This is a genomic window from Pseudomonas sp. RtIB026 (assembly GCF_016861355.2).
Taxonomy (GTDB): Bacteria; Pseudomonadota; Gammaproteobacteria; order Pseudomonadales; family Pseudomonadaceae; genus Aquipseudomonas; species Aquipseudomonas peradeniyensis.
In genome coordinates, this window is record NZ_AP023348.2 from 1309144 (window position 1) to 1333793 (window position 24650).

Consider the following 24650-nt stretch of genomic DNA (forward strand, 5'->3'; position numbering starts at 1 on the left):
ACGGAGCGAGGGAACCCCGGAGCGAAGCGTAGGGGCCGGATGAATGGAGCGATGTACGGGTCACCCACATGGGTTACACAAAAGTTCACTCACATAGGTGACAACACCTTGAGTGTTACATAACCATCAGTGGCATCTCGCACATCGACCCTGCCAAGGATGATGGGACCGAAAATAACATCCCAGACGCCATCCCCAACCTGCTCCAGGCCAATGGTCTGGTGCTTGAGCACATAACCTACGTAGATCCTCAAGCCGCGGCGGTTGATGATGCCGCAGCTATCCGCTGGCAAGCTCTCAATATGGCTGGGATAGGTCATCTCGGGGAGTTTTTCAGGGAATGGGCGCGGCGAGGGTTGGTAGCAAGACGCCGGTGTTTTCTGCTTCAACGCTTCATGCAAGCGCTCGTGATTGTAGTGCTGCCGGAAGCGATCAAAGTGCCGTTGTTGAGCCTCCCAGGCCACTGCCGGCGGCGATGGTAGCGTGCTTTTGAGCGTCCGATGCATGCGTTCGTGGCGGCCATTTTGTTCAGGCCGACCAGGCGCAATGCGCTCGGGAATGATGCCTAGACGCAGCCACCAGATCGACAGCTGGGAAAGTCCCGCACGCCCCTTACTGGCAAACGGCACACCGTTATCGGTACGAATCCGCTCAGGCAGGCCATTCTCCCGGAACACTTGGGTGAAAACGGCCTGCGTTTCCAGAAGATTGGTGTTGGGCATGCTGTGGCAGGCGAGCAGGAAGCGACTGGCGTGATCCATGATCGTCAGCGGATAGCACCAGACGCCTGCACCTGTCAGAAATTGGCCTTTGTAGTCCGCACTGAACAGTTGGTTAGGCGACTCTGCCTTCTCCAGGGGCTTGGGATAGACCGCTACCCGCTGACGTAAGCGGCGTGGTTTGACCAACTCGGCCTTCTTGAGGATGTTGTAGATCGCTGTCTTCGACGGCGGCGCCTGATCAGGGAAACGCTCCTGCAGCGCAGCCTGGATCTTTTTCGGACCCGGTTCCGTTTCGCCTCGACTGCGCAGTTCGATAATGGCTTCGCGAACTGCAACAGGCACGATCCAGTCCTGGGTCAACCGGCGGCGGCTGCGTTCTTCCAGCCCCGAAGGCCCCTCTTTCTCATATCGCTCGACCCATTTGTAGCCGGTCTTTCGGCTGATCTCGTAGGCCTGGCACAGGGCGCTGAAGCTGGGCGCCCCCTGTAGGTAATCCGCGATGAAAAGCATTTTCAGGTCCATAGGTTTCAGCTCTCGCCAAGGCATGGTCAGATCCTCGAAAACCGACCCTGCCAGTTAAAGACTGTTACCTATGTGCGTGAACTGATTTGTAACCCATGTGGGTGAGTCATACCGCGAGGATTTTTTGGTTCCTTTTTGATCCTTCAAAAAGGGACCCGCCGTAAGGGCGGAAAGGTGACTTTGCGTCACCATCGCAAATGAATGCGCATATAACTTTTAAAACAGACTATTTAAAAGTCAAAGTCAAAGTCAAAGTCAAAGTCAAAGTCAAAGTCAAAGTCAAAGTCAAAGTCAAAGTCAAAGTCAAAGTCAAAGTCAAAGTCAAAGTCAAATGCGATCGGTGTGGGTTTTTACAGTTGTAAGCACATTCATTAGCTATACTGACGCACAGTCACCTTTTCGCCCTTACGGCGAGTCCCTTTTTGAAGGATCAAAAAGGAACCAAAAAATCCTCGCTCCATTCATCCGGCCCTACGCTTCGCTCCGGGTCCCCTCACTCCGGCCTTGCTCCCGGGAGGACCGCGCTGCAGGGCCCATCCTGGGCCCCAGCGCTTGACGGGCTCCATGCCCGTCACCTCCCTCCGCAAGGCCTGCGTTCGGCCTCCTGAAGTCGCGAAGTTACGGGCGGCGCCTGGGATGGCGCAGCTGTCGCTAGTGGGCTGCGGGGTTAATCTTCTGATCGCAAAAGCAAAAGCCAAAGGCAGCAAGCGTCAAAGGGCGTCGTGGCGAGCCAGCGCCCACTCCACGTGCTCGCGTACCAGCTCCGAAGGATCATCCCGCCGCGCGTTGAGCGCTTCCAAGACGGGAATGGTCGAAGGCGCATTCCCCAGCCCCACCGCCAGGTTACGCAAAAACCGCTCATACCCCGCCCGCCGCAGGGGCGAACCCTCGGTGCAGCCGAGAAAACGCTTTTCATCCCACAGGAACAGCTCGGCCAGCTCGATATTGTCCAGCCCCCGGCGGGGCATGAAGTCGTCTTCGGTTGTGGTCTTGGCGAAACGGTTCCAAGGACAGACGATCTGGCAATCGTCGCAACCGAACACCCGGTTACCAATCAATGGCCGCAGTTCCAGTGGAATGGCACCGCGCAATTCGATAGTCAGGTACGAAATGCAACGCCGCGCATCGAGCTGGTAAGGCCCAACAAAAGCCTGGGTCGGACAGATGTCCAGGCACGCCTGGCAGCGCCCGCAATGGTCGCTACCTTGCACGCCATCAATCGGCAGCGGCAGGTCGACGAACAGCTCGGCCAGGAAGAAATAGCTGCCGGCCTTGCGGTTGAGCAACAGGGTGTTCTTGCCGATCCAGCCCAGGCCGGCCTCCTGGGCCAGGGCCTTCTCCAGCACCGGGGCGCTGTCGACGAAGGCACGGTAGCCAAAGGGGCCGATGGCCTCCTGGATGCGATCGGCGAAGTGCTGCACGCGTTTGCGCACCAGCTTGTGGTAATCGCGGCCCAGGGCGTAGCGCGAGATGTAGGCCTTTTCCGGCTCCGCCAGGCGCTTGGCCATCTGCGTGTCGCCGGGCAGGTAGTCCATGCGCAGCGAAAGCACCCGCAGCGTGCCGGGGATCAGCTCGGCCGGGCGCGAGCGCTTGTGGCCATGGTCGCCCATGTACTCCATCTCGCCGTTGTAGCCGGCAGCCAGCCAGCGCTGCAGGTGCTGTTCGTGCTCGCCAAGGTCGACGCCGGCGATGCCGACATGGGCAAAACCGAGTTCGCGGCCCCAATCCTTGATCGATTGGGCCAGTGTGGCGATGTCTGGGAGATTGGCGGACATGGATGAACAAGCATTACGAGCGGAGGTGCGTATAATTCTGCCAGACATCGGAGCCTTTGACCCCATGCCTCAGACCAAACACCCCCCATTACTGCTGAGTAGCCTGACCTTGGCCGGGCTGCCGCCCCGCGCCGCCGATGCCCACAAGGGCGATTTCGGCCATGTGCTGGTGATTGGCGGCGACCTGGGCACCGGCGGCGCAGTGATGCTCAGCAGTGAGGCAGCGCTGCGTTGCGGCGCCGGCCTGGTCAGCGTGGCGACCCGTGCCGAGCACGTCGGCGCAGGGCTGGCCCGCCTGCCGGAGGTGATGTGGCAGGGCGTGAGCTCAGCCAACCAGCTGCTTGGCCCGCTCGCACGGGCCTCGGTGCTGGTGGTCGGTCCCGGCCTGGGCCAGGCGGCCTGGGGCCGCAGCCTGCTGTCGGCGGTGAGCCATGCGCACCTGCCGCAGGTGTGGGACGCCGACGCCCTCAATCTGCTGGCCGCTGCGCCACTGGCGTTGCCCAGCGGCAGCATCCTCACCCCGCACCCGGGCGAGGCGGCGCGGCTGCTGGGCATCTCCACCGAGGCGGTGCAGGCCGACCGGCCGGGCGCCGCGCGCAAGCTGGCGCGGCGCTACGCTAGCGTCTGCGTGCTCAAGGGCGCGGGCACGCTGGTGGCCGACCCGGCCGGGCAACTGGCGCAGTGCGGGCGAGGGCACCCGGCCATGGCTGGTGCCGGGTTGGGCGATGTGCTTACCGGTGTGCTGGCGGCGTTGCTGGCCCAGGGGCTGGACGCCTGGCAGGCCGCGTGCCTGGGGGTATGGTTGCATGCCTGCGCGGGCGAGCGCCAGGGTGTCAAAGGTAGAGGGCTGGCGGCCAGTGATCTGGTCCCGGTCATTAGAGCGTTATTGGAGGAGCATTCAGCGTGTCAGGTGTAACCCTGTTTCTGGCCGACGAGCCAGCCACCGTCGCCTTTGGCGCCAAGCTGGCCGAAGTGACCAAAGGTCATGGCGTGATCTTTCTCGAAGGCGACCTGGGCGCCGGCAAGACCACGCTGTCCCGTGGCCTGATCCGCGGCCTGGGCCACGACGGCCCGGTGAAAAGCCCGACTTTCACCGTGGTCGAACCCTACGAGATCGGCGACATCCGCGCCTTCCATTTCGACCTCTATCGTCTGGTCGATCCGGAGGAGCTCGAGTACCTGGGCATTCGCGACTATTTCGAGGGCGATGCGCTGTGTCTGTTCGAATGGCCGGATAAAGGCGCGGGCGTTTTGCCAAAGCCCGACCTGACCATTACCATAAGCCCGCAAGCGGGCGGACGTTCGCTGAACCTGTCGCCGCAGGGGGCACGCGGCGAAGCCTGGTGTGCCGTTCTGGCCAAAGAATTCAAACAGTAAGTGGGGAAAGGTATGCGCATACGCGCACTGGTCGCCGTCGTTGGGCTGCTGCTGACCGCGGTGACCGTTGACGCTCTGGCCGTCACTCAAGTCAAGAGCATGCGCCTGTGGCGCGCTCCGGACAACACGCGGCTGGTCTTCGACCTGTCCGGGCCTGTGCAGCACAGCGTCTTCACCCTGACCGCACCCGATCGCCTGGTGATCGACATCAACGGCGCCACGCTGGGTGCGCCGCTGAACGTTTCCACCTCGAACACGCCGATCACCAGCGTGCGCTCGGCCCAACGCACGCCCACCGACCTGCGGGTGGTGGTCGACCTGAAAAAGGCCGTCTCGCCCAAAAGCTTCGTCCTGGCGCCGAACGCCCAGTACGGCAACCGCCTGGTGGTCGACCTGTACGACCAGGAAGCTGACGCTATCGCCGCCAGCAACCCGACCCCGCCACCGACGCCGCAGCCTCCGGCCACCACGCCGGCGGTGCCGGTCACCCCGGCGCAGCCGGCGATCAAGCTGCCGCCGGCGCCGGCCGGCAAGCGTGACATCGTGGTCGCCATCGACGCCGGTCACGGTGGCGAAGACCCGGGCGCGTCCGGCTCGCGCGGCCAGCACGAGAAAGACATCGTGCTGGATATCGCCAAGGAGCTGCAGCGCCAGATCAACTCCGAGAAGGGCTACCGCGCCGAGCTGACCCGTACCGGCGACTACTTCATCCCGCTGCGCAAGCGCACCGAGATCGCCCGCAAGAAGGGCGCCGACCTGTTCGTCTCGATCCACGCCGACGCCGCGCCGTCCAAGGCCGCCTTCGGCGCCTCGGTGTTCGCCCTGTCCGACCGTGGCGCCACCTCCGAGACCGCCCGTTGGCTGGCCGACACGGAAAACCGCTCCGACTTGATCGGCGGTGCCGGCAACGTCAGCCTCGACGACAAGGACCGCATGCTGGCCGGTGTGCTGCTCGACCTGTCGATGACCGCCACCCTCAGCTCCAGCCTCAACGTCGGCCAGAAGGTGCTGGGCAACATGGGCCGGGTTACGCCGTTGCACAAGCAACGTGTGGAACAGGCCGGGTTCATGGTGCTGAAATCGCCGGACATTCCGTCGATCCTGGTCGAGACCGGCTTCATCTCCAACGCCAACGAGGCCGCCAAGCTGGCGACACGTAGCCACCAGCAGGCACTGGCGCGCTCGATCCACACCGGCGTGCGCCAGTTCTTCCAGCAGAACCCGCCACCGGGCACCTACATCGCCTGGCTGCGCGACAGCGGCAAGATCGCCCAGGGGCCGCGTGAGCACACCGTGCGTCCCGGCGAGACCCTGGCGATGATCGCGGTGCGCTACCAGGTCAGTGTCGCCAGCCTGCGCAGCAGCAACAGCCTGAAAACCGACGAGCTGAAGGTCGGCCAGCACCTGGATATCCCCACCACCGCCCTGGCGTCCCAGCAATGAGTGGCGGTTCGCGTATCCAGCTGCTCAGCCCGCGGCTGGCCAACCAGATCGCCGCCGGCGAGGTGGTCGAGCGCCCCGCGTCGGTGGCCAAGGAGCTGCTGGAAAACAGCCTCGACTCCGGTGCCCGGCGCATCGAGGTCGAGGTCGAGCAGGGTGGCGTGAAGTTGCTGCGGGTGCGCGACAACGGCAGCGGCATCGCCCCGGACGACCTGCCGCTGGCCCTCGCGCGCCACGCCACCAGCAAGATCCGCGAACTGGAGGACCTCGAAGGCGTGCTCAGCCTCGGTTTTCGCGGCGAGGCCCTGGCCTCGATCAGCTCGGTGGCGCGCCTGACCCTGACCTCGCGTACCGCCGACGCCAGCGAAGCCTGGCAGGTGGAAACCGAAGGGCGCGAGATGACGCCGCGGGTGCAGCCTGCCGCGCATCCGGTCGGCACCTCGGTCGAAGTGCGCGACCTGTTTTTCAACACCCCGGCCCGACGCAAGTTTCTCAAGGCCGAGAAGACCGAGTTCGATCACCTGCAGGAAGTGATCCGGCGCCTGGCGCTGGCGCGCTTTGATGTCGGCTTCCACCTGCGCCACAACGGCAAGACCATCTTCAGCCTGCACGAAGCAGCCGACGAGATGGCCCGCGCGCGACGCGTGGGCACCATCTGTGGTCCGGGCTTCCTCGAACAAGCGCTGCCGATCGACGTCGAGCGCAACGGCCTGCGGCTGTGGGGCTGGGTCGGCCTGCCGACCTTCTCGCGCAGCCAGGCCGACCTGCAGTACTTCTTCGTCAATGGCCGCGCCGTGCGCGACAAGCTGGTCGCCCACGCGGTGCGCCAGGCCTATCGCGACGTGCTGTTCAATGGCCGGCACCCGACTTTCGTACTGTTCCTCGAGTGCGACCCGACCGGGGTGGACGTCAACGTACACCCGACCAAGCACGAGGTGCGCTTCCGCGAAGGGCGCACGGTCCACGACTTCCTTTATGGCACCCTGCACCGCGCCCTGGCCGACGTGCGTCCGGAGGACCAGCTCGCCGCGCCCGCCGCGACCAGCGAGATGCTTCGCCCTAGCGGTCTGCAGGCCGGCGAGTTCGGCCCGCAGGGCGAGATGCGCCTGGCCTCGCCAGTGCTCGAGCAGCCCCAGGGCGAGGCGCGGCCGGCCTTTTCCTCCGGCGGTTCTGGCGCCGGCTATCAGTACCAGTACACCCCGCGCCCCGCGCAGCCGGTCAACGTCGGCGAGGCCCAGGCGGTCTACCGCGAGTTCTACGCGCCGCTGGACAACGCTACCGCCACGCCAAACGCGCTGCCGGAAAGCCAGGGCGACATCCCGCCGCTGGGCTACGCCCTGGCGCAGCTCAAGGGTATCTATATCCTTGCCGAGAACGCCGTCGGCCTGGTGCTGGTGGACATGCACGCCGCCCATGAGCGGATCATGTACGAGCGTCTGAAGGTGGCCATGGCCAGCGAGGGCCTGAGCGGCCAGCCGCTGCTGGTGCCCGAGTCGCTGGCGCTGAGCCAGCGCGAGGCCGATTGCGCCGAGGAGCACGCCCAGTGGTTCCAGCGCCTGGGCTTCGAGCTGCAGCGCCTGGGCCCGGAAACCCTGGCGATCCGCCAGATCCCGGCGCTGCTCAAGCAGGCCGAGGCTAACCGTCTGGTCCAGGACGTGCTTGCCGACCTGATGGAATACGGCACCAGCGACCGTATCCAGGCGCACCTGAACGAACTGCTCGGGACCATGGCCTGCCACGGCGCGGTGCGCGCCAATCGGCGCCTGGCCATCCCGGAGATGAACGCGCTGCTGCGCGACATGGAGAACACCGAGCGCAGCGGCCAGTGCAACCATGGCCGGCCGACCTGGACCCAGATGGGCCTGGACGACCTGGACAAGCTGTTCCTGCGGGGCCGATAAGATGAGCGCAAAACCCCCGGCGATATTCCTCATGGGACCGACTGCGGCCGGCAAGACCGACCTTGCCATCGAGCTGACCCAGGTGCTGCCCTGCGAGCTGATCAGCGTCGATTCGGCGTTGGTCTATCGCGGCATGGATATTGGCACTGCCAAACCTTCGAAAGAGATCCTGGCCGCTCATCCGCATCGGCTGATCGACATTCTTGACCCGGTCGAAAGCTATTCGGCCAAGCAGTTCTGCACCGACGCCCTTGAAGCCATGGCCGAGATCACCGCGCGCGGCAAGATCCCGCTGCTGGTGGGCGGCACCATGCTCTATTACAAGGCCCTGGTCGATGGTCTGGCTGACATGCCACCGGCCGACGCCGCCGTGCGCGCCGAGCTCGAGGCGCAGGCAAGTGCGCTGGGGCTGGCTGAATTGCATCGGCAACTGGCCGAAGTCGACCCGGAATCAGCCGCGCGCATCCATCCGAATGACCCGCAGCGTCTTATCCGCGCGCTCGAGGTATACCGGGTGAGCGGCGAGAGCATGACCGCCCACCGCCAGCGTCAATTCGCGGAAAGTCGCGACGCAGACGCAGGCGCGAACGGGCATTTGCCCTATACTGTCGCGAGTTTGGCGATTGCTCCTACAGATCGTCACATTTTGCATCAGCGAATTGCGCTACGATTTTCGCAGATGCTGGAACAGGGCTTCGTCGATGAGGTCCGATCGCTGCGTGCCAGAAGTGACTTGCACGCGGGGCTGCCGTCTATACGGGCAGTGGGCTATCGACAGGTCTGGGATTATCTCGACGGTCAGCTGACTGAGAATGAGATGCGTGAACGCGGTATCATTGCCACGCGCCAGCTGGCCAAGCGGCAGTTCACCTGGTTGCGCGGCTGGGAAGGCGTGCACTGGCTGGATAGCCTGGCCTGCGACAATCTGTCCCGCACCTTGAAATACCTTGGGGCCGTCTCCATATTGAGCTGAGTCCCTGCTTATAGCCGTCTATTCTTACGAAAAACGGCATGAATCATCGAATTTCCAGTTTTTCTACTATTGATCCTTACAGGAGTGCGGCATATGTCAAAAGGGCATTCGCTACAAGACCCTTACTTGAACACCTTGAGAAAAGAAAAAGTCCCGGTTTCGATCTATCTGGTCAACGGGATCAAGCTGCAGGGCCAGATCGAATCCTTCGACCAGTTCGTCGTGCTGCTGAAGAATACCGTCAGCCAGATGGTCTACAAGCACGCCATTTCGACCGTCGTCCCGGCACGTCCGGTTCGCCTGCCAAGCCCGACCGATGCCGAGCACGGTGACAGCGAGCCAGGCAACGCTTGAAAATAGTAGGAGCCTGCATTGTTCTTTGAGCGCCACGGTGGTGGTGAGCGAGCGCTGCTCGTTCACTTGGAAGGTCAGAACCCTGAGGCGCGCGAAGACCCGCAGGAGTTTCAGGAGCTGGCGCTGTCGGCCGGAGCCGATATCGTTTCGCTGGTAACAGTGGCGCGGCATCAGCCCACCGCCAAGTTTCTGATCGGCAGCGGCAAGGTCGAGGAGCTACGCGACCTGGTCCATTCGGCCGAAGCCGATCTGGTGATTTTCAATCACACCCTCACGCCCAGCCAGGAACGCAACCTCGAACGTGTCTTCGAGTGTCGCGTGCTGGACCGTACCGGGCTGATTCTCGATATCTTCGCCCAACGGGCGCGTACTCACGAAGGCAAGCTGCAGGTCGAACTGGCCCAGCTCGAGCACATGAGCACGCGGCTGGTGCGCGGCTGGACCCACCTTGAGCGACAGAAAGGTGGTATTGGCCTGCGCGGCCCGGGCGAGACCCAGCTGGAAACCGACCGCCGCCTGCTGCGGGTGCGTCTGCGCCAGATCAAGGCACGCCTTGAGAAGGTGCGCAGCCAGCGTGAGCAGGCCCGTCGCGGGCGCAAACGCGCGGACATTCCGTCGGTTTCGCTGGTGGGCTACACCAACGCCGGCAAGTCGACCTTGTTCAACGCCCTGACGCAATCCGACGTGTATGCCGCGGACCAGTTGTTCGCCACCCTCGACCCGACCTTGCGCCGGCTCGAACTGGCCGACCTGGGACCGATCGTGCTGGCCGACACCGTGGGCTTCATTCGCCACCTGCCGCACAAGCTGGTCGAGGCATTTCGGGCTACGCTCGAAGAGTCGAGCAACTCCGACCTGCTGCTGCACGTGATCGACGCCCATGAGCCCGAGCGCATGGAGCAGATCGAGCAGGTGCTGGCGGTATTGGGTGAGATCGGGGCCGAGAGCTTGCCGATCCTCGAGGTCTATAACAAACTCGACCTGCTCGAAGATGTCGAGCCGCAGATCCAGCGCGATGCCGATGGCAAGCCGCAGCGGGTCTGGGTATCGGCACGCGATGGTCGAGGCCTGGAGCTGGTTGGCCAGGCGATTGCCGAGTTGCTGGGGGACGACCTGTATGTCGGAACCCTGTGCCTGGAGCAACGGTTTGCCCGCCTGCGCGCGCAATTCTTTGCCCTGGGTGCCGTGCAGAGTGAAGAGCATGATGAAGAAGGGCGCAGCCTGCTGAGCGTGCGACTGCCCAGGGTCGAGTTGAATCGCCTGGTCAGCCGCGAAGGCATGGAGCCGCAAGTGTTTGTCGAGCAACACACTTTGCAATAAATGCCCGTCGAGGTCGTCGGGCAGCGGTGACAGGCATTCTGTAGCATTGGACGGCGCGCCGTGGGCGCGTCTTTGCTTTATCAGATGGAGAGCGCTATGGCTTGGAACGAGCCGGGTGGCAACTCGAACAATCAGGATCCCTGGGGCGGTCGCCGTAACGGCGGCGGCGGTGGTGGCGACAAGAAAGGTCCACCGGATCTCGACGAGGCCTTCCGCAAGCTGCAGGACAGCCTGAACGGCATGTTCGGCAGTGGCAAGAAACGCGGTGGCGGTGGCGACCGCAATATCGGCAAGGGCGGCAGCTATGGCTTGCTGGGTATCGGCCTGGCGGTGCTGGCGGCCATCTGGCTGTACAACGCCGTGTACGTGGTGGACGAGCAGGAGCAGGCCGTGGTGCTGCGCTTCGGCAAGTACTACGAGACCGTCGGTCCCGGCCTGAACATCTACTTCCCGCCGATCGACCGCAAGTACATGGAAAACGTGACTCGCGAGCGGGCTTACACCAAGCAGGGCCAGATGCTCACCGAAGACGAGAACATCGTCGAGGTGCCGCTGACCGTGCAGTACCGCATCAGCAACCTGCAGGACTTCGTGCTCAACGTCGACCAGCCGGAAGTCAGCCTGCAGCATGCGACCGACAGCGCCCTGCGCCACGTGGTGGGTTCCACCTCGATGGACCAGGTGCTGACCGAAGGCCGCGAGCAGATGGCCGTGGACATCCGCGAGCGTCTGCAGCGTTTCCTCGACACCTACCGCACCGGTATCACCGTCACCCAGGTCAACGTGCAGAGCGCGGCAGCTCCGCGTGAAGTACAGGAAGCCTTCGACGACGTGATCCGTGCCCGTGAAGACGAACAGCGTGCGCGCAACCAGGCCGAGTCCTACGCCAACGGCGTGGTGCCCGAGGCCCGCGGTCAGGCGCAGCGCATCATCGAGGACGCCAATGGCTACCGCGATGAGGTAATCGCCCGTGCCAAGGGTGAGGCCGATCGCTTCACCAAGCTGGTTGCCGAGTACCGCAAGGCGCCGGACGTGACCCGTCAGCGTCTGTACCTGGAAACCATGCAGGAGGTGTACAGCAACTCCAGCAAGGTCATGGTGGCGACCAAGGACGGGCAGAACAACCTGCTCTACCTGCCACTGGACAAGATGGTCGAAGGCAGCCGCAACAGCACGCCAGCGCCGGTCAGCGGAGTTTCGCCGTCGGTCAACGACGCCGCCGCACGTGCCGCGCAGGACCTGCAACAACAACCGCCGCTGCGTTCCAGGGAGAGCCGCTGATGAGCAATAAATCGCTGTTCGCCCTGATTGGCGCCGTGGTGCTGGCGATCGTCGCCTGGAACTGCTTCTACATCGTCTCGCAGACCGAGCGCGCGGTATTGCTGCAGTTCGGCCGCGTGGTCAAGGCTGATGTCCAGCCCGGCCTGCACGTGAAGGTGCCGTACGTGAACCAGGTGCGCAAGTTCGATGCCCGCCTGATGACCCTCGACGCCCCGACCCAGCGTTTCCTGACCCTGGAGAAGAAGGCGGTGATGGTCGATGCCTACGCCAAGTGGCGGGTCAAGGACGCCGAGCGCTTCTACACCGCGACCTCGGGCATGAAGCAGATCGCCGACGAGCGTCTGTCGCGTCGTCTGGAAAGCGGCCTGCGTGACCAGTTCGGTAAACGCACCCTGCACGAAGTGGTGTCCGGTGAGCGTGACGCGTTGATGGCTGACATCACCGCTTCGCTGAACCGCATGGCCAGCAAGGAGCTGGGTATCGAAGTGGTCGACGTTCGCGTCAAGGCCATCGACCTGCCGAAGGAAGTCAACCGTAGCGTGTTCGACCGCATGAGCACCGAGCGTGAGCGTGAGGCTCGCGAGCACCGCGCCAAGGGTAACGAGCTGGCCGAAGGTATTCGTGCCGACGCCGACCGTCAGCGCCGCGTGCTGCTGGCCGAGGCGTATCGTGAAGCGGAAGAGACCCGCGGTGATGGCGACGCCCAGGCGGCCTCCATCTACGCCAAGGCCTACAGCCAGGACGCTGATTTCTATGCGTTCCACCGTAGCCTGCAGGCCTACCGCGAGAGCTTCTCGAGCAAGAGCGACGTACTGGTCCTGGACCCGAAGAACGAGTTCTTCCGTTACCTGGACAAGAGCAAGCCCTGATGCTGCTCTCATGACGGGGCGCCCCGTCTGGCAGCTAAAATGCCAGGCGGGGTGCATCCTGAATGAAAAGGGGTGTATGATGCGGCAGCCGGGAAATTCCCGGCTTTTTTGCGTCTGCAAGGTTGATCGGCCCATGGCTTGTTGACGGTTTGGTCAGGACGCAAGGCAATTCGAGGGTGTTGGGTACGGTGGTTGCGCTGGGATCGGTGCTGCCCGCTATTGTGCGCCAACGCCTGCTTTACTCACGGCTCGCCTGCGGGCAGGCCGCCCGGACCAGAGGGGAAATGGCGTAATGGCAACGGTAGACCGCTGGCTGCTGCCAGATGGCATCGAGGAAGTACTGCCACCTGAGGCCGCGCGCATCGAGATCGCGCGACGTCAGGTGTTGGACCTGTTCCAGAGTTGGGGTTACGAACTGGTCGTCACGCCGCATATCGAGTACCTGGAGTCGCTGCTCACCGGCGCCGGCCAGGACCTGGACCAGCGCACCTTCAAGGTCGTCGACCCACAGTCCGGCCGCCTGATGGGCTTCCGTGCCGACTTCACCCCGCAGGTGGCGCGTATCGACGCCCACACCTTGCGCCGTGAAGGCCCGAGCCGCCTGTGCTACGCCGGCAGCGTGCTGCACGCGCAACCGCGTGCCCTGTCCACCTCGCGCAGCCCGATCCAACTGGGCGCCGAGCTGTACGGCGACGCCAGCCCCACCAGTGATGTCGAGGTCATCAGCCTGATGCTCGCCACGCTGCAGCTGACCGATGTGCCGGATGTGCACATGGACCTTGGCCACGTCGGTATCTACCGCGGCCTGGCCCGCGCCGCCAACCTGTCTGGCGCGGTCGAGCAGCAGCTGTTCGACGCCCTGCAGCGCAAGGCGGTCGACGAAGTGCAGGCGCTCACCGCCGACCTGCCGAAGGACCTGGGCAACATGCTGCGCGCCCTGGTCGAGTTGTGCGGCGGCCGTGAAGTGCTGGCCGAGGCCCGTGTGCGCCTGGGCCGTGCCCCGGCCAGCGTGCTGGCGGCGCTGGACGACCTGCTGGCGATCGCTGATCGCCTGGCGTCGCGCTACCCGGACCTGCCGTTGTACTTCGACCTCGGCGAGCTGCGCGGCTACAACTATCACACCGGCGTGGTGTTCGCGGTGTTCGTGCCGGGCGAAGGTCAGTCGATCGCCCAGGGCGGTCGCTACGACGACATCGGCGCCGATTTCGGCCGGGCACGCCCGGCCACCGGATTCTCCACGGATTTGAAGACCCTGGTCACACTGGGGCGAGCGGAGGTCGTATTGCCTGCTGGCGGCATCTGGATGCCCGACAGCAGCGATGCGGCCCTCTGGCAGCAAGTCTGCCAGTTGCGCAACGAAGGCCAGCGTGTGGTCCAGGCCCTGCCTGGCCAGCCGTTGAGTGCTGCCTTCGAAGCGGATTGTGATCGGCAATTGATTCAGCAAGACGGGCGCTGGCAGGTTCTGCCGCTGACCCATTGAGATTCTTCGCCGGCAGTGGGCCGGCAACCAAGTTGCGTGAATGAGGACAAGTGTTATGGGTAAGAATGTCGTCGTCCTGGGCACCCAGTGGGGTGATGAGGGCAAAGGCAAGATCGTCGATCTGCTGACCGAACATGCTGCCGCCGTAGTGCGCTACCAAGGTGGCCACAACGCGGGCCACACCCTGGTGATCAACGGTGAGAAGACCGTTCTGCACCTGATTCCCTCTGGCATCCTGCGTGAAGGCGTGCAGTGCCTGATCGGCAACGGCGTGGTCGTTGCTCCTGACGCCCTGATGCGTGAAATCACCAAGCTGGAAGAGAAGGGCGTGCCAGTGCGCGAGCGCCTGCGCATCAGCCCGGCCGCCCCGCTGATCCTGTCGTACCATGTGGCCCTCGACCAGGCCCGTGAGAAGGCCCGTGGCGAAGCCAAGATCGGCACCACCGGTCGTGGCATCGGCCCGGCCTACGAAGACAAGGTGGCCCGTCGCGGCCTGCGCGTCGGCGACCTGTTCCACCGCGAGCGTTTCGCCGCCAAGCTCGGTGAGCTGCTGGACTACCACAACTTCCAGCTGGTGAACTACTACAAAGAGCCGGCCATCGACTTCCAGCAGACCCTGGACGAGTGCATGGCCTACGCCGAGCAGCTCAAGCCGATGATGCTCGACGTCACCGCCGAACTGCACAACCTGCGCCGCGCCGGCAAGGACATCATGTTCGAAGGCGCCCAGGGCTCGCTGCTGGACATCGACCACGGTACCTACCCGTACGTCACCAGCTCCAACACCACCGCCGGCGGCATCTCCACCGGTTCCGGCGTTGGCCCGATGTACCTGGACTACATCCTGGGCATCACCAAGGCGTACACCACTCGCGTCGGTTCCGGTCCGTTCCCGACCGAACTGTTCGACGAGACCGGCGCCACCCTGGCCAAGCGTGGTCACGAGTTCGGCTCGACTACCGGCCGCGCCCGTCGTTGCGGCTGGTTCGACGCCGTCATCCTGCGTCGCGCCATCGACGTCAACAGCATCTCGGGCATCTGCCTGACCAAGCTGGACGTACTGGACGGCCTGGAAACCATCAACATCTGCGTTGGCTACAAGAACGAGAACGGTGCCGTCATCGACGCGCCGTCCGATGCCGACAGCTACATCGGCCTGGAGCCGGTGTACGAAGAGATGCCGGGCTGGAGCGAGTCGACCCTGGGCGTGAAAACCCTGGAAGAGCTGCCGCAAGCCGCGCGCAACTACATCAAGCGTATCGAGGAGCTGGTCGGCGCGCCGATCGACATCATCTCGACCGGCCCGGACCGCAACGAGACCATCGTGCTGCGTCATCCGTTTGCCTGATCGGCCGCTTCGGTAGCTGATTGAACGCCGCGTTCCCGCAAGGGAACGCGGCGTTTTTGTTTCTGTATGGCAGTACTGTCGAGTCTCTGTGGGAGCGGGTTTACCCGCGAATGCGGCGGCGAATCCAGCATTGCATTCGCGGGTAAACCCGCTCCCACAGAGATGTTGCTTTGCTTTCAACTCTGTCACAGGTACAGATGCCGCCCGACCTGGCATTTTTACCTGCTGCCTTCGGCACAACCCTTGCTGTAAGAAGCTTCTGATGATGCCATCAAAGTAATGGCGCCAGAAACACGAGGGTTACAACGTGTCTGCCATCCTTTCACTGTTACGAAGCCGCCTCTTGCGGCCTGTGTTTGTTGCGCTTGGTATCGCTCTTCTGGTGCAGGTGCTGGTCGCCGTTGCACTGACACGGAGCACGGTCACCGCCCTGGAGGCCGATTTGGGGGCGCGCCTGGGCAACGACAGCCAGAAACTGGCCGCCGAACTCGAGCAGGCCGGGCAGGATGTCCGCGCCGGGCTCGACAGCCTGTCGGCCAGTACCCGCCAGCGCCTAAGCGCCGGCCTTTCCGAGCGGCTGCAGGCCGAGCAGCAGCAATTGCGCGCCACCTTGGAAAAGAACCTCAAGGATTCGGCCAACGACATGGCCGAGCTGCTGGCCTCGGTAGCGCCGCGGGCGATCTGGGACAACGACGTGCCGACGCTGTCGGACTTCGCCCGCCGTGCCCAGCGCAATCCCAACGTGCTGTTCGTCATCTATGACGACGCCCAGGGCCAGCACCTGACCCGCTACCTCAACCGGCAGAACCCGATCAACCAGGCGTTGATGGACAAGGGGCAGGGCGAGCGGGCGCTGGACAAGGTGCTGGATGCCGCACGCAAGGACCCGTCGGTGTACTACGTCGAGGCCTCGATCAACCCCAACGGTGCCGAGATCGGCAAGGTGCTGATGGGCGTCTCCACCGCGGGCGTCGACCAGGAGCTCAAGGCCCTCGACCAGCGCTTCGCCGCACTGATCGCCAGCGGCGAGCAACTGGTCGGCGACAGCCTGGTGGCTGCCGCCGCCGACAGCGGCAAGGCCCTGCGCGCGCGGTTGGAGACGGCCCAGAACAGCGCCACGGCGATGCAGGCCAATACCGCGCAGACCGTGCGCGATGCCGCCGCCGAGCTGCGCTGGCGCATCGGGCTGGGCCTGGTGCTGGTCGGGTTGGGCGTGCTGCTGGTGGTGGCGGTGGTGCTCGGGCGCCGGGTACTGAGCAAGCTCGGCCTGCTGATCGCCGCGCTGAACGACCTGGCCGCGGGCGAGGGCGACCTGACCAAGCGGGTCAAGCTCGACAGCCGTGACGAGATCGGTGACATGGCCTCGGCGGTCAACCGCTTCGTCGACAAGCTCCAGCCCATCGTTCGCGAGGCCGGTGAGGTGGCACAGCGCACTGGCGTGGAGATCGGCAGCATGGCCCAGCGCAACGCGGGGGCCGATGCTGCCGCTGCGCTGCAGCGCGACGAAGTGGCGGCCAGCCTGCGCGACCTGTCGAGCATGGCCGACGAGGCCCAGGCCGAGAGCCATGCCATGCAGGCGGCGTTGCAGCAGGTGGTGGACATTCGCCAGGCCACCGATGAGAACAGCCGCGCCTCTACCCAGCTGGCGCGGTTGATCGAGAACCTGGCCGGTGAGGTACAGACCGGCTCCCAGGTGATCGAGCGGCTGGCCAAGCAGAGCGAACAGATCGAGGTGGTGTTGACGGTGATCCATGGTATCGCCGAGCAGACCAATCTGTTGGCGCTGAACGCCGCCATCGAGGCGGCGCGGGCCGGGGAAACCGGGCGCGGCTTCGCCGTGGTGGCCGACGAGGTGCGGGCGCTGGCGAGCAAGACGCAGAGTTCGACCGGGGATATCCAGTCGCATATCGCCGCCTTGCAGCAGGGGGCCAAGGAGGCGGTGGCGACCATCAGCCAGGCTGGGCGCCAGGCCAGCGAGGGCCTGCTGGTGCTGCGCGACAACGAGCGGCGCCAGCAGTCGGTGCAGGCGGCAGTGGAACAGGTGCATGCGGCGATCGGCCTGGCCACCCGTGCGGCGGAGCAGCAGGCCAATGGCGCGCAGGCGGTACGTGGGCGGGTGGAGAACATCCATGCCCAGGCTGAGCGTTCGGCCGAGGTAGTGATGCAGACCACGGCCAGCAGCAAGGTGCTGGACGACCTGGCGGCGCAGTTGCGGGCCAGCCTGGGGCAGTTCAGGGCCTGATATTGCTCCTTTATAGCGCCTGCGTTGGGCAATGTCCGTTGCCGAACGCCCATGAAAAAGCCCTGCCGAAGCAGGGCTTTTCTTGTGTCAGGCTCAGCCCTTGTAGGCAGCGACCGACTTGGTGATCGCGGCACGGGCGGCGTCGGCGCCTTCCCAGCCTTCGATCTTGACCCATTTGCCCTTCTCGAGATCCTTGTAGTTCGCGAAGAAGTGCTCGATCTGCTGGATCAGCAGGGCTGGCAGGTCGGTGTATTCCTTCACGTCAACGTACAGCTGGCTCAGCTTGTCGTGCGGAACAGCGATGACCTTGGCGTCGCCGCCGCCGTCGTCGGTCATGTTCAGGATGCCGACCGGACGGGCGCGGATCACCGAGCCTGGGGCAACCGGGTACGGGGTAACGACCAGCACGTCCAGCGGATCACCGTCGTCGGCCAGGGTGTTGGGGATGTAGCCGTAGTTGGCTGGGTAGAACATCGGGGTGGCCATGAAACGGTCGACGAACAGGGCATCGCTGTCCTTGTCGATCTCGTACTTGATCGGCGCGTGGTTGGCCGGGATTTCGATGGCGACGTAGATGTCGTTCGGCAGGTCTTTGCCGGCTGGAATCTTGCTGTAGCTCATTGGGCAATGCCCCCGTGTTTGAACAAAAAAGTGGCGGCGATTATAGGCACATTCCCACGGTGGGTGCCACGTCCGGCCTGATGTGCGGGCGTTCAGGCGTGGCTTTCGCGGTAGTCCGGGTGTTCGGCCTGAAGGTGCATCAGACGCTCGAGCGGATCCTGGCGATAGAACAGCGACAACTGCTGGTAGACCTGCGGGTAAGCCTGGTGCAGCAGATCGGGGGCGCTGAAGAAGTATTCACTGGTGACGGCAAAGAACTCGGCAGGGTTTTCCGCTGCGTAGGGATCGATGGCCGTTTCGGCGTCCGGGTCGGCATCGAGCTGGCGATTCATCGCGTCATAGGCCTGCTGCATGGCCTGGGCCCAGTCCTCGACGCGCATGCCGTGGTGCAGGGGCGGCAGGCCGTTGGCGTCGCCGTTGAGCATGTCCAGCTTGTGCGCCAGCTCGTGGATCACCAGGTTGTAGGCTTCCCAGCCGCCGCTGGCCAGGACCCCGGGCCAGGCCAGGATCACCGGGCCTTGCTGCCAGGCTTCGCCACTGTGCTCGGCATCCCACACGTGCTCGACGCCGCTGGCGTCGCGGTGGCGCTGAGGGCTCTTGAAGTCGTCGGGGTAGAGGATGATCTCGTGGAAGCCCTGGTACCAGTTCAGCTCGCCCAGGTGCAGCAGCGGCAATTGGGCCTGGGCGGCGAGGAACAGGCGCTGCTCGTCGTCCAGCTCGACGCCCGGCAGGGTAGTCAGGTGCTTGTCATGCAGGAACAGCACGCTGGCTTCACGCAGCCAGCGGTCTTCCTCGTCGCTGATACCATCCAGCAGCGGCAGGCGCTCGCGGACCACCTGCCACATGCGCGGGTCGACTGGATAACGGGCCAGGGTGCGCCGGCGGCGCCAGGCGCTGAAGGACCACATGCGCCGCTCAGTGGGCCTTGGCCGTACGGCCCAGGCGACCGCGCAACAGGCCGAGGATCATCGGCACCAGCGACAGGATGATGATGGCGACGACCATCAACGACAGGTGCTGCTTGATGAACGGTACGTTGCCGAAGAAGTAGCCCAGGGTCACCAGGCCACCTACCCACAGCAGCGAGCCGGCCACGCTGAAGGCCAGGAAACGCGGGTAGTGCATGTGGGCGATACCGGCGACGAACGGCGCGAAAGTGCGCAGGATCGGCAGGAAGCGCGCCAGGGTGACGGTCTTGCCGCCATGGCGTTCATAGAACTCGTGGGTGCGCTGCAGGTAGTCCTGGCGGAAGATCTTCGAGTTGGGGTTGCGGAACAGGCGTTCGCCCGCCGTGCGCCCGATCACGTAGTTGGTGCTGTCGCCGAGGATCGCCGCAGTCATCAGCAGGCCGGCCAGCAGCACCGGGTCCATGCCGCCGCCAGCGGCCACGGCGCCGGCGATGAACAGCAGCGAGTCGCCCGGCAGGAACGGCATCACCACCAGGCCGGTCTCGCAGAAGATCACGGCGAAGAGGATGGCGTAGATCCAGGGACCGTAGTTGTTGACCAGCAGATCGAGGTAGGCATCGAGATGCAGGATGAGGGCCAGCGGGTTGAAATCCATGTACAGCACCTGTGTTCTTGACCCGCTACTACGGGCGCGCGATGACGGACAGCGCCATGGTTGGGGAAGGTTTACCGGCTAGGCGGGTAACTTTTCGCACATGACAGGAAGGGGATTATACGGCGAAGTCCGGATTGTGCCCGGAGAGTTTGTAGCGAGGGGTTACGACTCTTTCAGACCAGGCGCATTCTCTGTAGGAGCGGCCTTGTGCCGCGAAAGGGCTGCGGAGCAGCCCCGGCGATTGTTGGTGCATCCAAAATCCCGGGGCCGCTTCGCAGCCCTTTCGCGGCACAAGGCCGCTCCTACAGACGTACGTGTACGGTCATCTTGTATGCCGGTGGCCCGTGCATCGCTCAATCCTGACTGATCGGCAAGATATAGTTCTCAAACTCGGTGTCCTTGCGAAAACCCATGGACTCATAAGTCTTGCGCGCCACTTCGTTGTCGCTGCTGGTGGACACGCGCATGCGCACGGCGTTGGATTGCTTGGCCATCTTCTTGGCCTCGCGCATCAGGTTGTCCGCTACCAGCATGCGCCGTGAGTCCTCGGCCACGTAGATGTCATTGAGGATCCACACGCGCTTGAGTGACAGCGAGGAGAAGCTTGGGTAGAGCTGGCAGAAACCCAGCAACTTGCCGTCGTCGTCAACGGGCAGGGCGAGGTAGATGATCGATTCTTTGCGCTCGAGGCGCTTCTCGAGAAAGGATCGTGAGCTGTCCGGGTAAGGCAATTGCCCATAGAACTCGCGATATTTCACGAACAGCGGGGTGAGCAGGTCGAGGTGTTCCAAGGTTGCCTGGATGATGCGCATGGGCGGGCCTCTGAGTCCATTGGGGATACGGCGGATTGCCTGCAGCGTCCTCTGGCATGCTGCCTAAAGCAGGCCAGAAGCGCAATCCGCCTTCCGTGACATGTTGTTTACCCTTCACCGAGCAGGAAGTTTGAGCTTTTTCCGGCAGAGTCTTCACTGTCGATACTATGGACCTCTGCTTCGTCCTTCAGATTCACCCCCGAGAGCTGGCGTCGGCACGCTTCGCGCATCAGGTACAGCAGGCGGTGGGCGGCCATGCCGTAGCTCAGGCCTTCCAGGCGCACGTTGGAAATGCAGTTGCGGTAGGCGTCGGTCAAGCCGACCTTGGGCGCGTAGGTGAAGTACAGCCCCAGGCTGTCGGGCGAACTCAAGCCCGGGCGTTCGCCGATCAACATGACTGTCATGCGTGCGCCAAGCAGCTCACCGACTTCGTCGGCCACCGCGACCCGGCCTTGCTCCACCAATATAACCGGGGCGCTGGTCCAGCCATCGGCGGCGGCCTGCTCCTCGAAGCGGCTCAGGAAGGGCAGGGTGTGGCGGTGCACGGCCAACGCCGACAGACCATCGGCGACGACGATCGCCAGGTCTACGCCGCCGGGGTTGGCCTGGGCATGCTCGCGCAGGCGCTGCGCCGAGTCCTCGTGCAGGCGCCGGCCAAGGTCCGGGCGTTGCAGGTACTGGTGGCGGTCGCTGGCGGCGCTGTGCAGCAGCAGGCTGTCGCGGCCGCGCTCGCCAAGCTGCTGGCGCAGGCCAATGTGGTCGAACGGCAGGTGCACGGCATCGCGGGCCTGGGCGTGGGCGAACTGGAAGTCCAGCTGGGCGCCGGTCGGCAGGCTGATGCCGGTGCGGCCGAGGGCGATGCGCGCCGGGGTGAGGTTGCGCAGGGCCAGCCAGGGATTGTCCGGAGTGGGGGTGTGTCGTTCCATGGTCACCTCTAGGCCAGCTGTGCCAGGGCCTGGCGGAAGGCTGGCGGCAGGTTGTCGCCGAAGCGGATGCGGCCGTCGGCCTGGGTGAAGATGCCGGTGCGCTCCAGCCACGCCTCGAATTCCGGCCCGGGCTTCAGGCCCAGGGTCTGGCGCGCGTAGAGCGCGTCGTGGAACGAGGTGGTCTGGTAGTTGAGCATGATGTCGTCGGAGCCGGGGATGCCCATGATGAAGTTGATCCCGGCCACGCCCAGCAGGGTCAGCAGGGTGTCCATGTCGTCCTGGTCGGCCTCGGCGTGGTTGGTGTAGCAGATGTCGCAGCCCATCGGCACGCCCAGCAGCTTGCCGCAGAAGTGGTCCTCGAGACCGGCGCGGATGATCTGCTTGCCGTTGTACAGGTATTCCGGGCCGATGAAGCCGACCACTGTGTTGACCAGGAACGGCTTGAAGTGGCGGGCCACGGCGTAGGCGCGGGTCTCGCAGGTCTGCTGGTCGACGCCGTGGTGGGCGTTGGCCGACAACGCGCTGCCCTGGCCGGTCTCGAAGTACATCAGGTTCTGCCCGAGCGTGCCGCGCTTGAGCGACAGGCCAGCCTCGTAGCCTTCCTGGAGCACGTTGAGGTTGATGCCGAAGCCGGCGTTGGCCGCCTCGGTGCCGGCGATGGACTGGAACACCAGGTCCAGCGGCACGCCACGGTTGATCGCCTCGATCGAGGTGGTGACGTGGGTCAGCACACAGGACTGGGTGGGGATGTCGTAGCGCTGGATGATCGCGTCGAGCATCTCCAGCAGTGCGCAGATCGAGGCGATGCTGTCGGTGGCCGGGTTGATGCCGATCATGGCGTCGCCGTTGCCGTACAGCAGGCCGTCGAGGATGCTCGCGGCGATGCCGGCCGGTTCGTCGGTCGGGTGGTTGGGCTGCAGGCGCGTCGACAGCCGCCCGCGCAGCCCCATGGTGCCGCGAAAGGCGGTGACCACGCGGATTTTCTGCGCCACCAGCACCAGGTCCTGCACGCGCATGATCTTCGATACCGCCGCCGCCATTTCCGGCGTCAGGCCTGGCGCCAGGGCGCGCAGGCTGTGCTCGTCGGCCTGCTCGCCCAGCAGCCAGTCGCGCAGGCCGCCGACGGTCAGGTGGCTGACGGCGGCGAAGGCCTGCGCATCGTGGGTGTCGATGATCAGGCGGGTGACTTCGTCCTGTTCATAAGGAATCAGCGCCTCGCTGAGGAAGTGCTTGAGCGGGATGTTGGCCAGGGCCATCTGCGCCGCCACCCGCTCGCCGTCGTTGCTGGCGGCGACCCCCGCCAGGTAGTCGCCCGAACGCGCCGGGCTGGCCTTGGCCATCACCTCTTTGAGGCTGTCGAAGCGGTAGACCTGGTGGCCCACCGTATGCGTGAAACTTGCCATACAGAATCTCCAGGGCGCCGCAGGCCTGGCCTGCGGCGCAAGTCGGCGATCAGTGCAGGGCCTCTTCGGCCTTCTGGATCGCGGCGAATTCCTCTTCCGGGGTACCCGCCACCAGGTGGTGACGGCTGTAGAAAGCAAAGTAGGCAATTAATACTGCATAGATCACCGCAGCGCCAATCACCACCCGCGGATCGACCAGGAACCCGGCGACCACGGCGATGCAGGCCAGCACCAGGGCCACGCCCGAGGTGAAGATGCCGCCGGGGGTGCGGTACGGGCGCTCCATTTTCGGGCGACGGATACGCAGGGTGATGTGCGCGGCCATCATCAGCACGTAGGACAGCGTGGCGCCGAACACCGCCACCAGGATCAGCAGGTCGCCCTGGCCAGTCAGCGACAGGGCGAAGCCGATGATGCCGGGGATCACCAGGGCCAGTACCGGGGCCTTGCTCTTGTTGGTTTCCGACAGCTTGCGCGGCAGGTAGCCGGCACGGGAAAGCGCGAAGATCTGCCGCGAATAGGCGTAGATGATCGAGAAGAAGCTGGCGATCAGGCCGGCCAGGCCCACCAGGTTGACGAAACCGCCCATCCAGGTGGAGCCGCCGTAGGCCTTGGACAGCGCCTCGACCAGCGGGTTGCCCGAGGCTTTCAGAGCCTCTGAGCCAGCACCGCCGGGGCCGACCACCAGGATCAGCAGGGCGAAGGCCAGCAGCACCAGCATCGCGCCGATCAGGCCGCGGGGCAGGTCGCGTTTCGGGTTCTTGGTTTCTTCGGCGGCCAGCGGCACGCCCTCGACCGCGAGGAAGAACCAGATCGCGTAGGGAATCGCCGCCCACACGCCGACGTAGCCGAACGGCAGGAAGCTGCTGGCACCCACGGCGTCAGTCTTGGCGATGTCGAACAGGTTGGCTGCATCGAAATGGGGCACCATGCCGATCAGGAACACCGCCAGGGCGATGGCGGCGACGGCGGTGATGATGAACATCAGCTTCAGCGCCTCGCCCACCCCGAAGATGTGGATGCCGATGAACACGATGTAGAAGGCCAGGTAGATCATCCAGCCGCCGATACCGAACAGCGACTGGCAGTAGGCGCCGATGAACACGGCGATGGCTGCGGGGGCAATGGCGTACTCGATGAGGATCGCCGTGCCGGTGAGGAACCCGCCCCAGGGGCCAAAGGCGCTGCGGGCAAAGCCATAGCCGCCGCCGGCGGTAGGGATCATCGACGAAAGTTCGGCCAGGGAGAAGCACATGCACAGGTACATGGTGGCCATCAGCAGGGTGGCGAGGAACATGCCGCCCCAGCCACCCTGGGCCAGGCCGAAGTTCCAGCCGGCATAGTCGCCGGAGATCACGTAGGCCACGCCCAGGCCCACCAGCAGGACCCAGCCGGCGGCGCCTTTCTTCAGTTCACGTTGCTGGAAATAGTCCGATCCGACTTTTTCGAAGTCGACGGAGGAACTCGCCGGCGCGCTGCCGGAATGATCGCTTGGCATAGGGTTCACCTGTTGTTTTTCTTAGGTTGCCGGAGGGACTGCCGGCCACTGGTGATTCGTTTTGCAGGAAGCGGGCCAGAGCGGTTGATGCACGGGAACCGCCCTGGTTTCTGGTTTGTGCAGGTCTGGCCTCTTCGCGGGCAAGCCCGCTCCCACAGATTCGGCACTGATTTTGAATTTTATGCTGTATCTGTGGGAGCGGGTTTACCCGCGAAAAGGGCGA

At 64.4% G+C, this 24650-nt stretch carries 20 protein-coding genes and 2 pseudogenes; 13 read left to right on the top strand and 9 right to left on the bottom strand.

What is annotated here, in order from left to right; translation table 11 throughout:
- Positions 1-89: 89 nt before the first annotated feature.
- The gene (locus tag PRtIB026_RS05890; RefSeq protein WP_203647529.1) at positions 90-1268 is read right to left on the bottom strand and encodes an integrase core domain-containing protein; all 1179 of its coding nucleotides are present in this window, start codon (positions 1266-1268) and stop codon (positions 90-92) included.
- Between the two features lie 686 nt (positions 1269-1954).
- The gene (gene queG / locus PRtIB026_RS05895; protein WP_232857398.1) at positions 1955-3019 is read right to left on the bottom strand and encodes a tRNA epoxyqueuosine(34) reductase QueG; all 1065 of its coding nucleotides are present in this window, start codon (positions 3017-3019) and stop codon (positions 1955-1957) included.
- Positions 3020-3083: 64 nt separating this feature from the next.
- Here queG and PRtIB026_RS05900 point away from each other — a divergent pair, with 64 nt between their 5' ends.
- From PRtIB026_RS05900 to PRtIB026_RS26580, 13 genes and pseudogenes are all read left to right on the top strand, one after another.
- Positions 3084-3935, top strand: coding sequence for an NAD(P)H-hydrate dehydratase (locus PRtIB026_RS05900; RefSeq protein WP_203648188.1), 852 nt, complete (start codon positions 3084-3086; stop codon positions 3933-3935).
- Positions 3936-3943: 8 nt separating this feature from the next.
- On the top strand, positions 3944-4396 hold the full coding sequence (gene tsaE / locus PRtIB026_RS05905; protein ID WP_420713658.1) for a tRNA (adenosine(37)-N6)-threonylcarbamoyltransferase complex ATPase subunit type 1 TsaE: 453 nt from the start codon (positions 3944-3946) through the stop codon (positions 4394-4396).
- Positions 4397-5839, top strand: coding sequence for an N-acetylmuramoyl-L-alanine amidase (locus tag PRtIB026_RS05910; RefSeq protein WP_420713625.1), 1443 nt, complete (start codon positions 4397-4399; stop codon positions 5837-5839). It abuts the gene before it with no gap.
- Positions 5836-7737, top strand: a complete 1902-nt coding sequence (gene mutL, locus PRtIB026_RS05915) for a DNA mismatch repair endonuclease MutL (RefSeq protein WP_203648185.1) — start codon at positions 5836-5838, stop codon at positions 7735-7737. The genes PRtIB026_RS05910 and mutL overlap by 4 nt, the downstream gene beginning before the upstream one ends.
- A 1-nt stretch (position 7738) precedes the next feature.
- Entirely contained in the window at positions 7739-8710 is a 972-nt protein-coding gene (miaA, locus tag PRtIB026_RS05920; protein WP_203648184.1) for a tRNA (adenosine(37)-N6)-dimethylallyltransferase MiaA, read from the top strand.
- 93 nt (positions 8711-8803) lie between these two features.
- Positions 8804-9064 (top strand): RNA chaperone Hfq, encoded by a 261-nt coding sequence (gene hfq / locus PRtIB026_RS05925; protein ID WP_203648183.1) that lies wholly within the window; start codon positions 8804-8806, stop codon positions 9062-9064.
- An 18-nt stretch (positions 9065-9082) separates the two neighbouring features.
- Positions 9083-10384, top strand: a complete 1302-nt coding sequence (gene hflX, locus PRtIB026_RS05930) for a ribosome rescue GTPase HflX (RefSeq protein WP_023629895.1) — start codon at positions 9083-9085, stop codon at positions 10382-10384.
- Positions 10385-10480: 96 nt separating this feature from the next.
- On the top strand, positions 10481-11665 hold the full coding sequence (gene hflK, locus PRtIB026_RS05935; RefSeq protein ID WP_110734900.1) for an FtsH protease activity modulator HflK: 1185 nt from the start codon (positions 10481-10483) through the stop codon (positions 11663-11665).
- Complete coding sequence (gene hflC, locus PRtIB026_RS05940; RefSeq protein ID WP_203648182.1) at positions 11665-12534, top strand: protease modulator HflC; 870 nt, start codon at positions 11665-11667, stop codon at positions 12532-12534. Before hflK ends, hflC begins: the two co-directional genes overlap by 1 nt.
- Positions 12535-12826: 292 nt before the next feature.
- Positions 12827-14014: an ATP phosphoribosyltransferase regulatory subunit gene (locus PRtIB026_RS05945; protein ID WP_110734905.1), complete on the top strand. Its 1188-nt coding sequence runs from the start codon at positions 12827-12829 to the stop codon at positions 14012-14014.
- A gap of 55 nt (positions 14015-14069) precedes the next feature.
- Positions 14070-15362, top strand: a complete 1293-nt coding sequence (locus tag PRtIB026_RS05950; protein WP_028688256.1) for an adenylosuccinate synthase — start codon at positions 14070-14072, stop codon at positions 15360-15362.
- 1123 nt (positions 15363-16485) lie between these two features.
- Positions 16486-16698: pseudogene (locus PRtIB026_RS26575) on the top strand (methyl-accepting chemotaxis protein); the annotation flags it as partial.
- A gap of 390 nt (positions 16699-17088) precedes the next feature.
- Positions 17089-17604 (top strand): annotated as a pseudogene (locus PRtIB026_RS26580) (methyl-accepting chemotaxis protein); the annotation flags it as partial.
- 93 nt (positions 17605-17697) lie between these two features.
- Here PRtIB026_RS26580 and ppa read toward each other — a convergent pair.
- The 7 genes from ppa to eat all read right to left on the bottom strand — a co-directional run bounded on the left by ppa (position 17698) and on the right by eat (position 24427).
- Positions 17698-18225 (bottom strand): inorganic diphosphatase, encoded by a 528-nt coding sequence (gene ppa / locus PRtIB026_RS05960; protein ID WP_203648181.1) that lies wholly within the window; start codon positions 18223-18225, stop codon positions 17698-17700.
- 92 nt (positions 18226-18317) lie between these two features.
- Complete coding sequence (locus PRtIB026_RS05965; protein ID WP_203648180.1) at positions 18318-19133, bottom strand: zinc-dependent peptidase; 816 nt, start codon at positions 19131-19133, stop codon at positions 18318-18320.
- A 7-nt stretch (positions 19134-19140) separates the two neighbouring features.
- Positions 19141-19788 (bottom strand): DedA family protein, encoded by a 648-nt coding sequence (locus tag PRtIB026_RS05970; RefSeq protein ID WP_203648179.1) that lies wholly within the window; start codon positions 19786-19788, stop codon positions 19141-19143.
- Between the two features lie 353 nt (positions 19789-20141).
- Positions 20142-20600 carry a GNAT family N-acetyltransferase gene (locus tag PRtIB026_RS05975; RefSeq protein WP_203648178.1) on the bottom strand — a complete coding sequence of 153 codons (459 nt, stop codon included), beginning with the start codon at positions 20598-20600 and terminating at the stop codon, positions 20142-20144.
- Between the two features lie 107 nt (positions 20601-20707).
- Complete coding sequence (eutC, locus tag PRtIB026_RS05980; RefSeq protein WP_203648177.1) at positions 20708-21526, bottom strand: ethanolamine ammonia-lyase subunit EutC; 819 nt, start codon at positions 21524-21526, stop codon at positions 20708-20710.
- Between the two features lie 8 nt (positions 21527-21534).
- Positions 21535-22929 (bottom strand): ethanolamine ammonia-lyase subunit EutB, encoded by a 1395-nt coding sequence (locus tag PRtIB026_RS05985; RefSeq protein WP_203648176.1) that lies wholly within the window; start codon positions 22927-22929, stop codon positions 21535-21537.
- 49 nt (positions 22930-22978) lie between these two features.
- Entirely contained in the window at positions 22979-24427 is a 1449-nt protein-coding gene (gene eat / locus PRtIB026_RS05990) for an ethanolamine permease (RefSeq protein WP_028690369.1), read from the bottom strand.
- Positions 24428-24650: the final 223 nt, after the last annotated feature.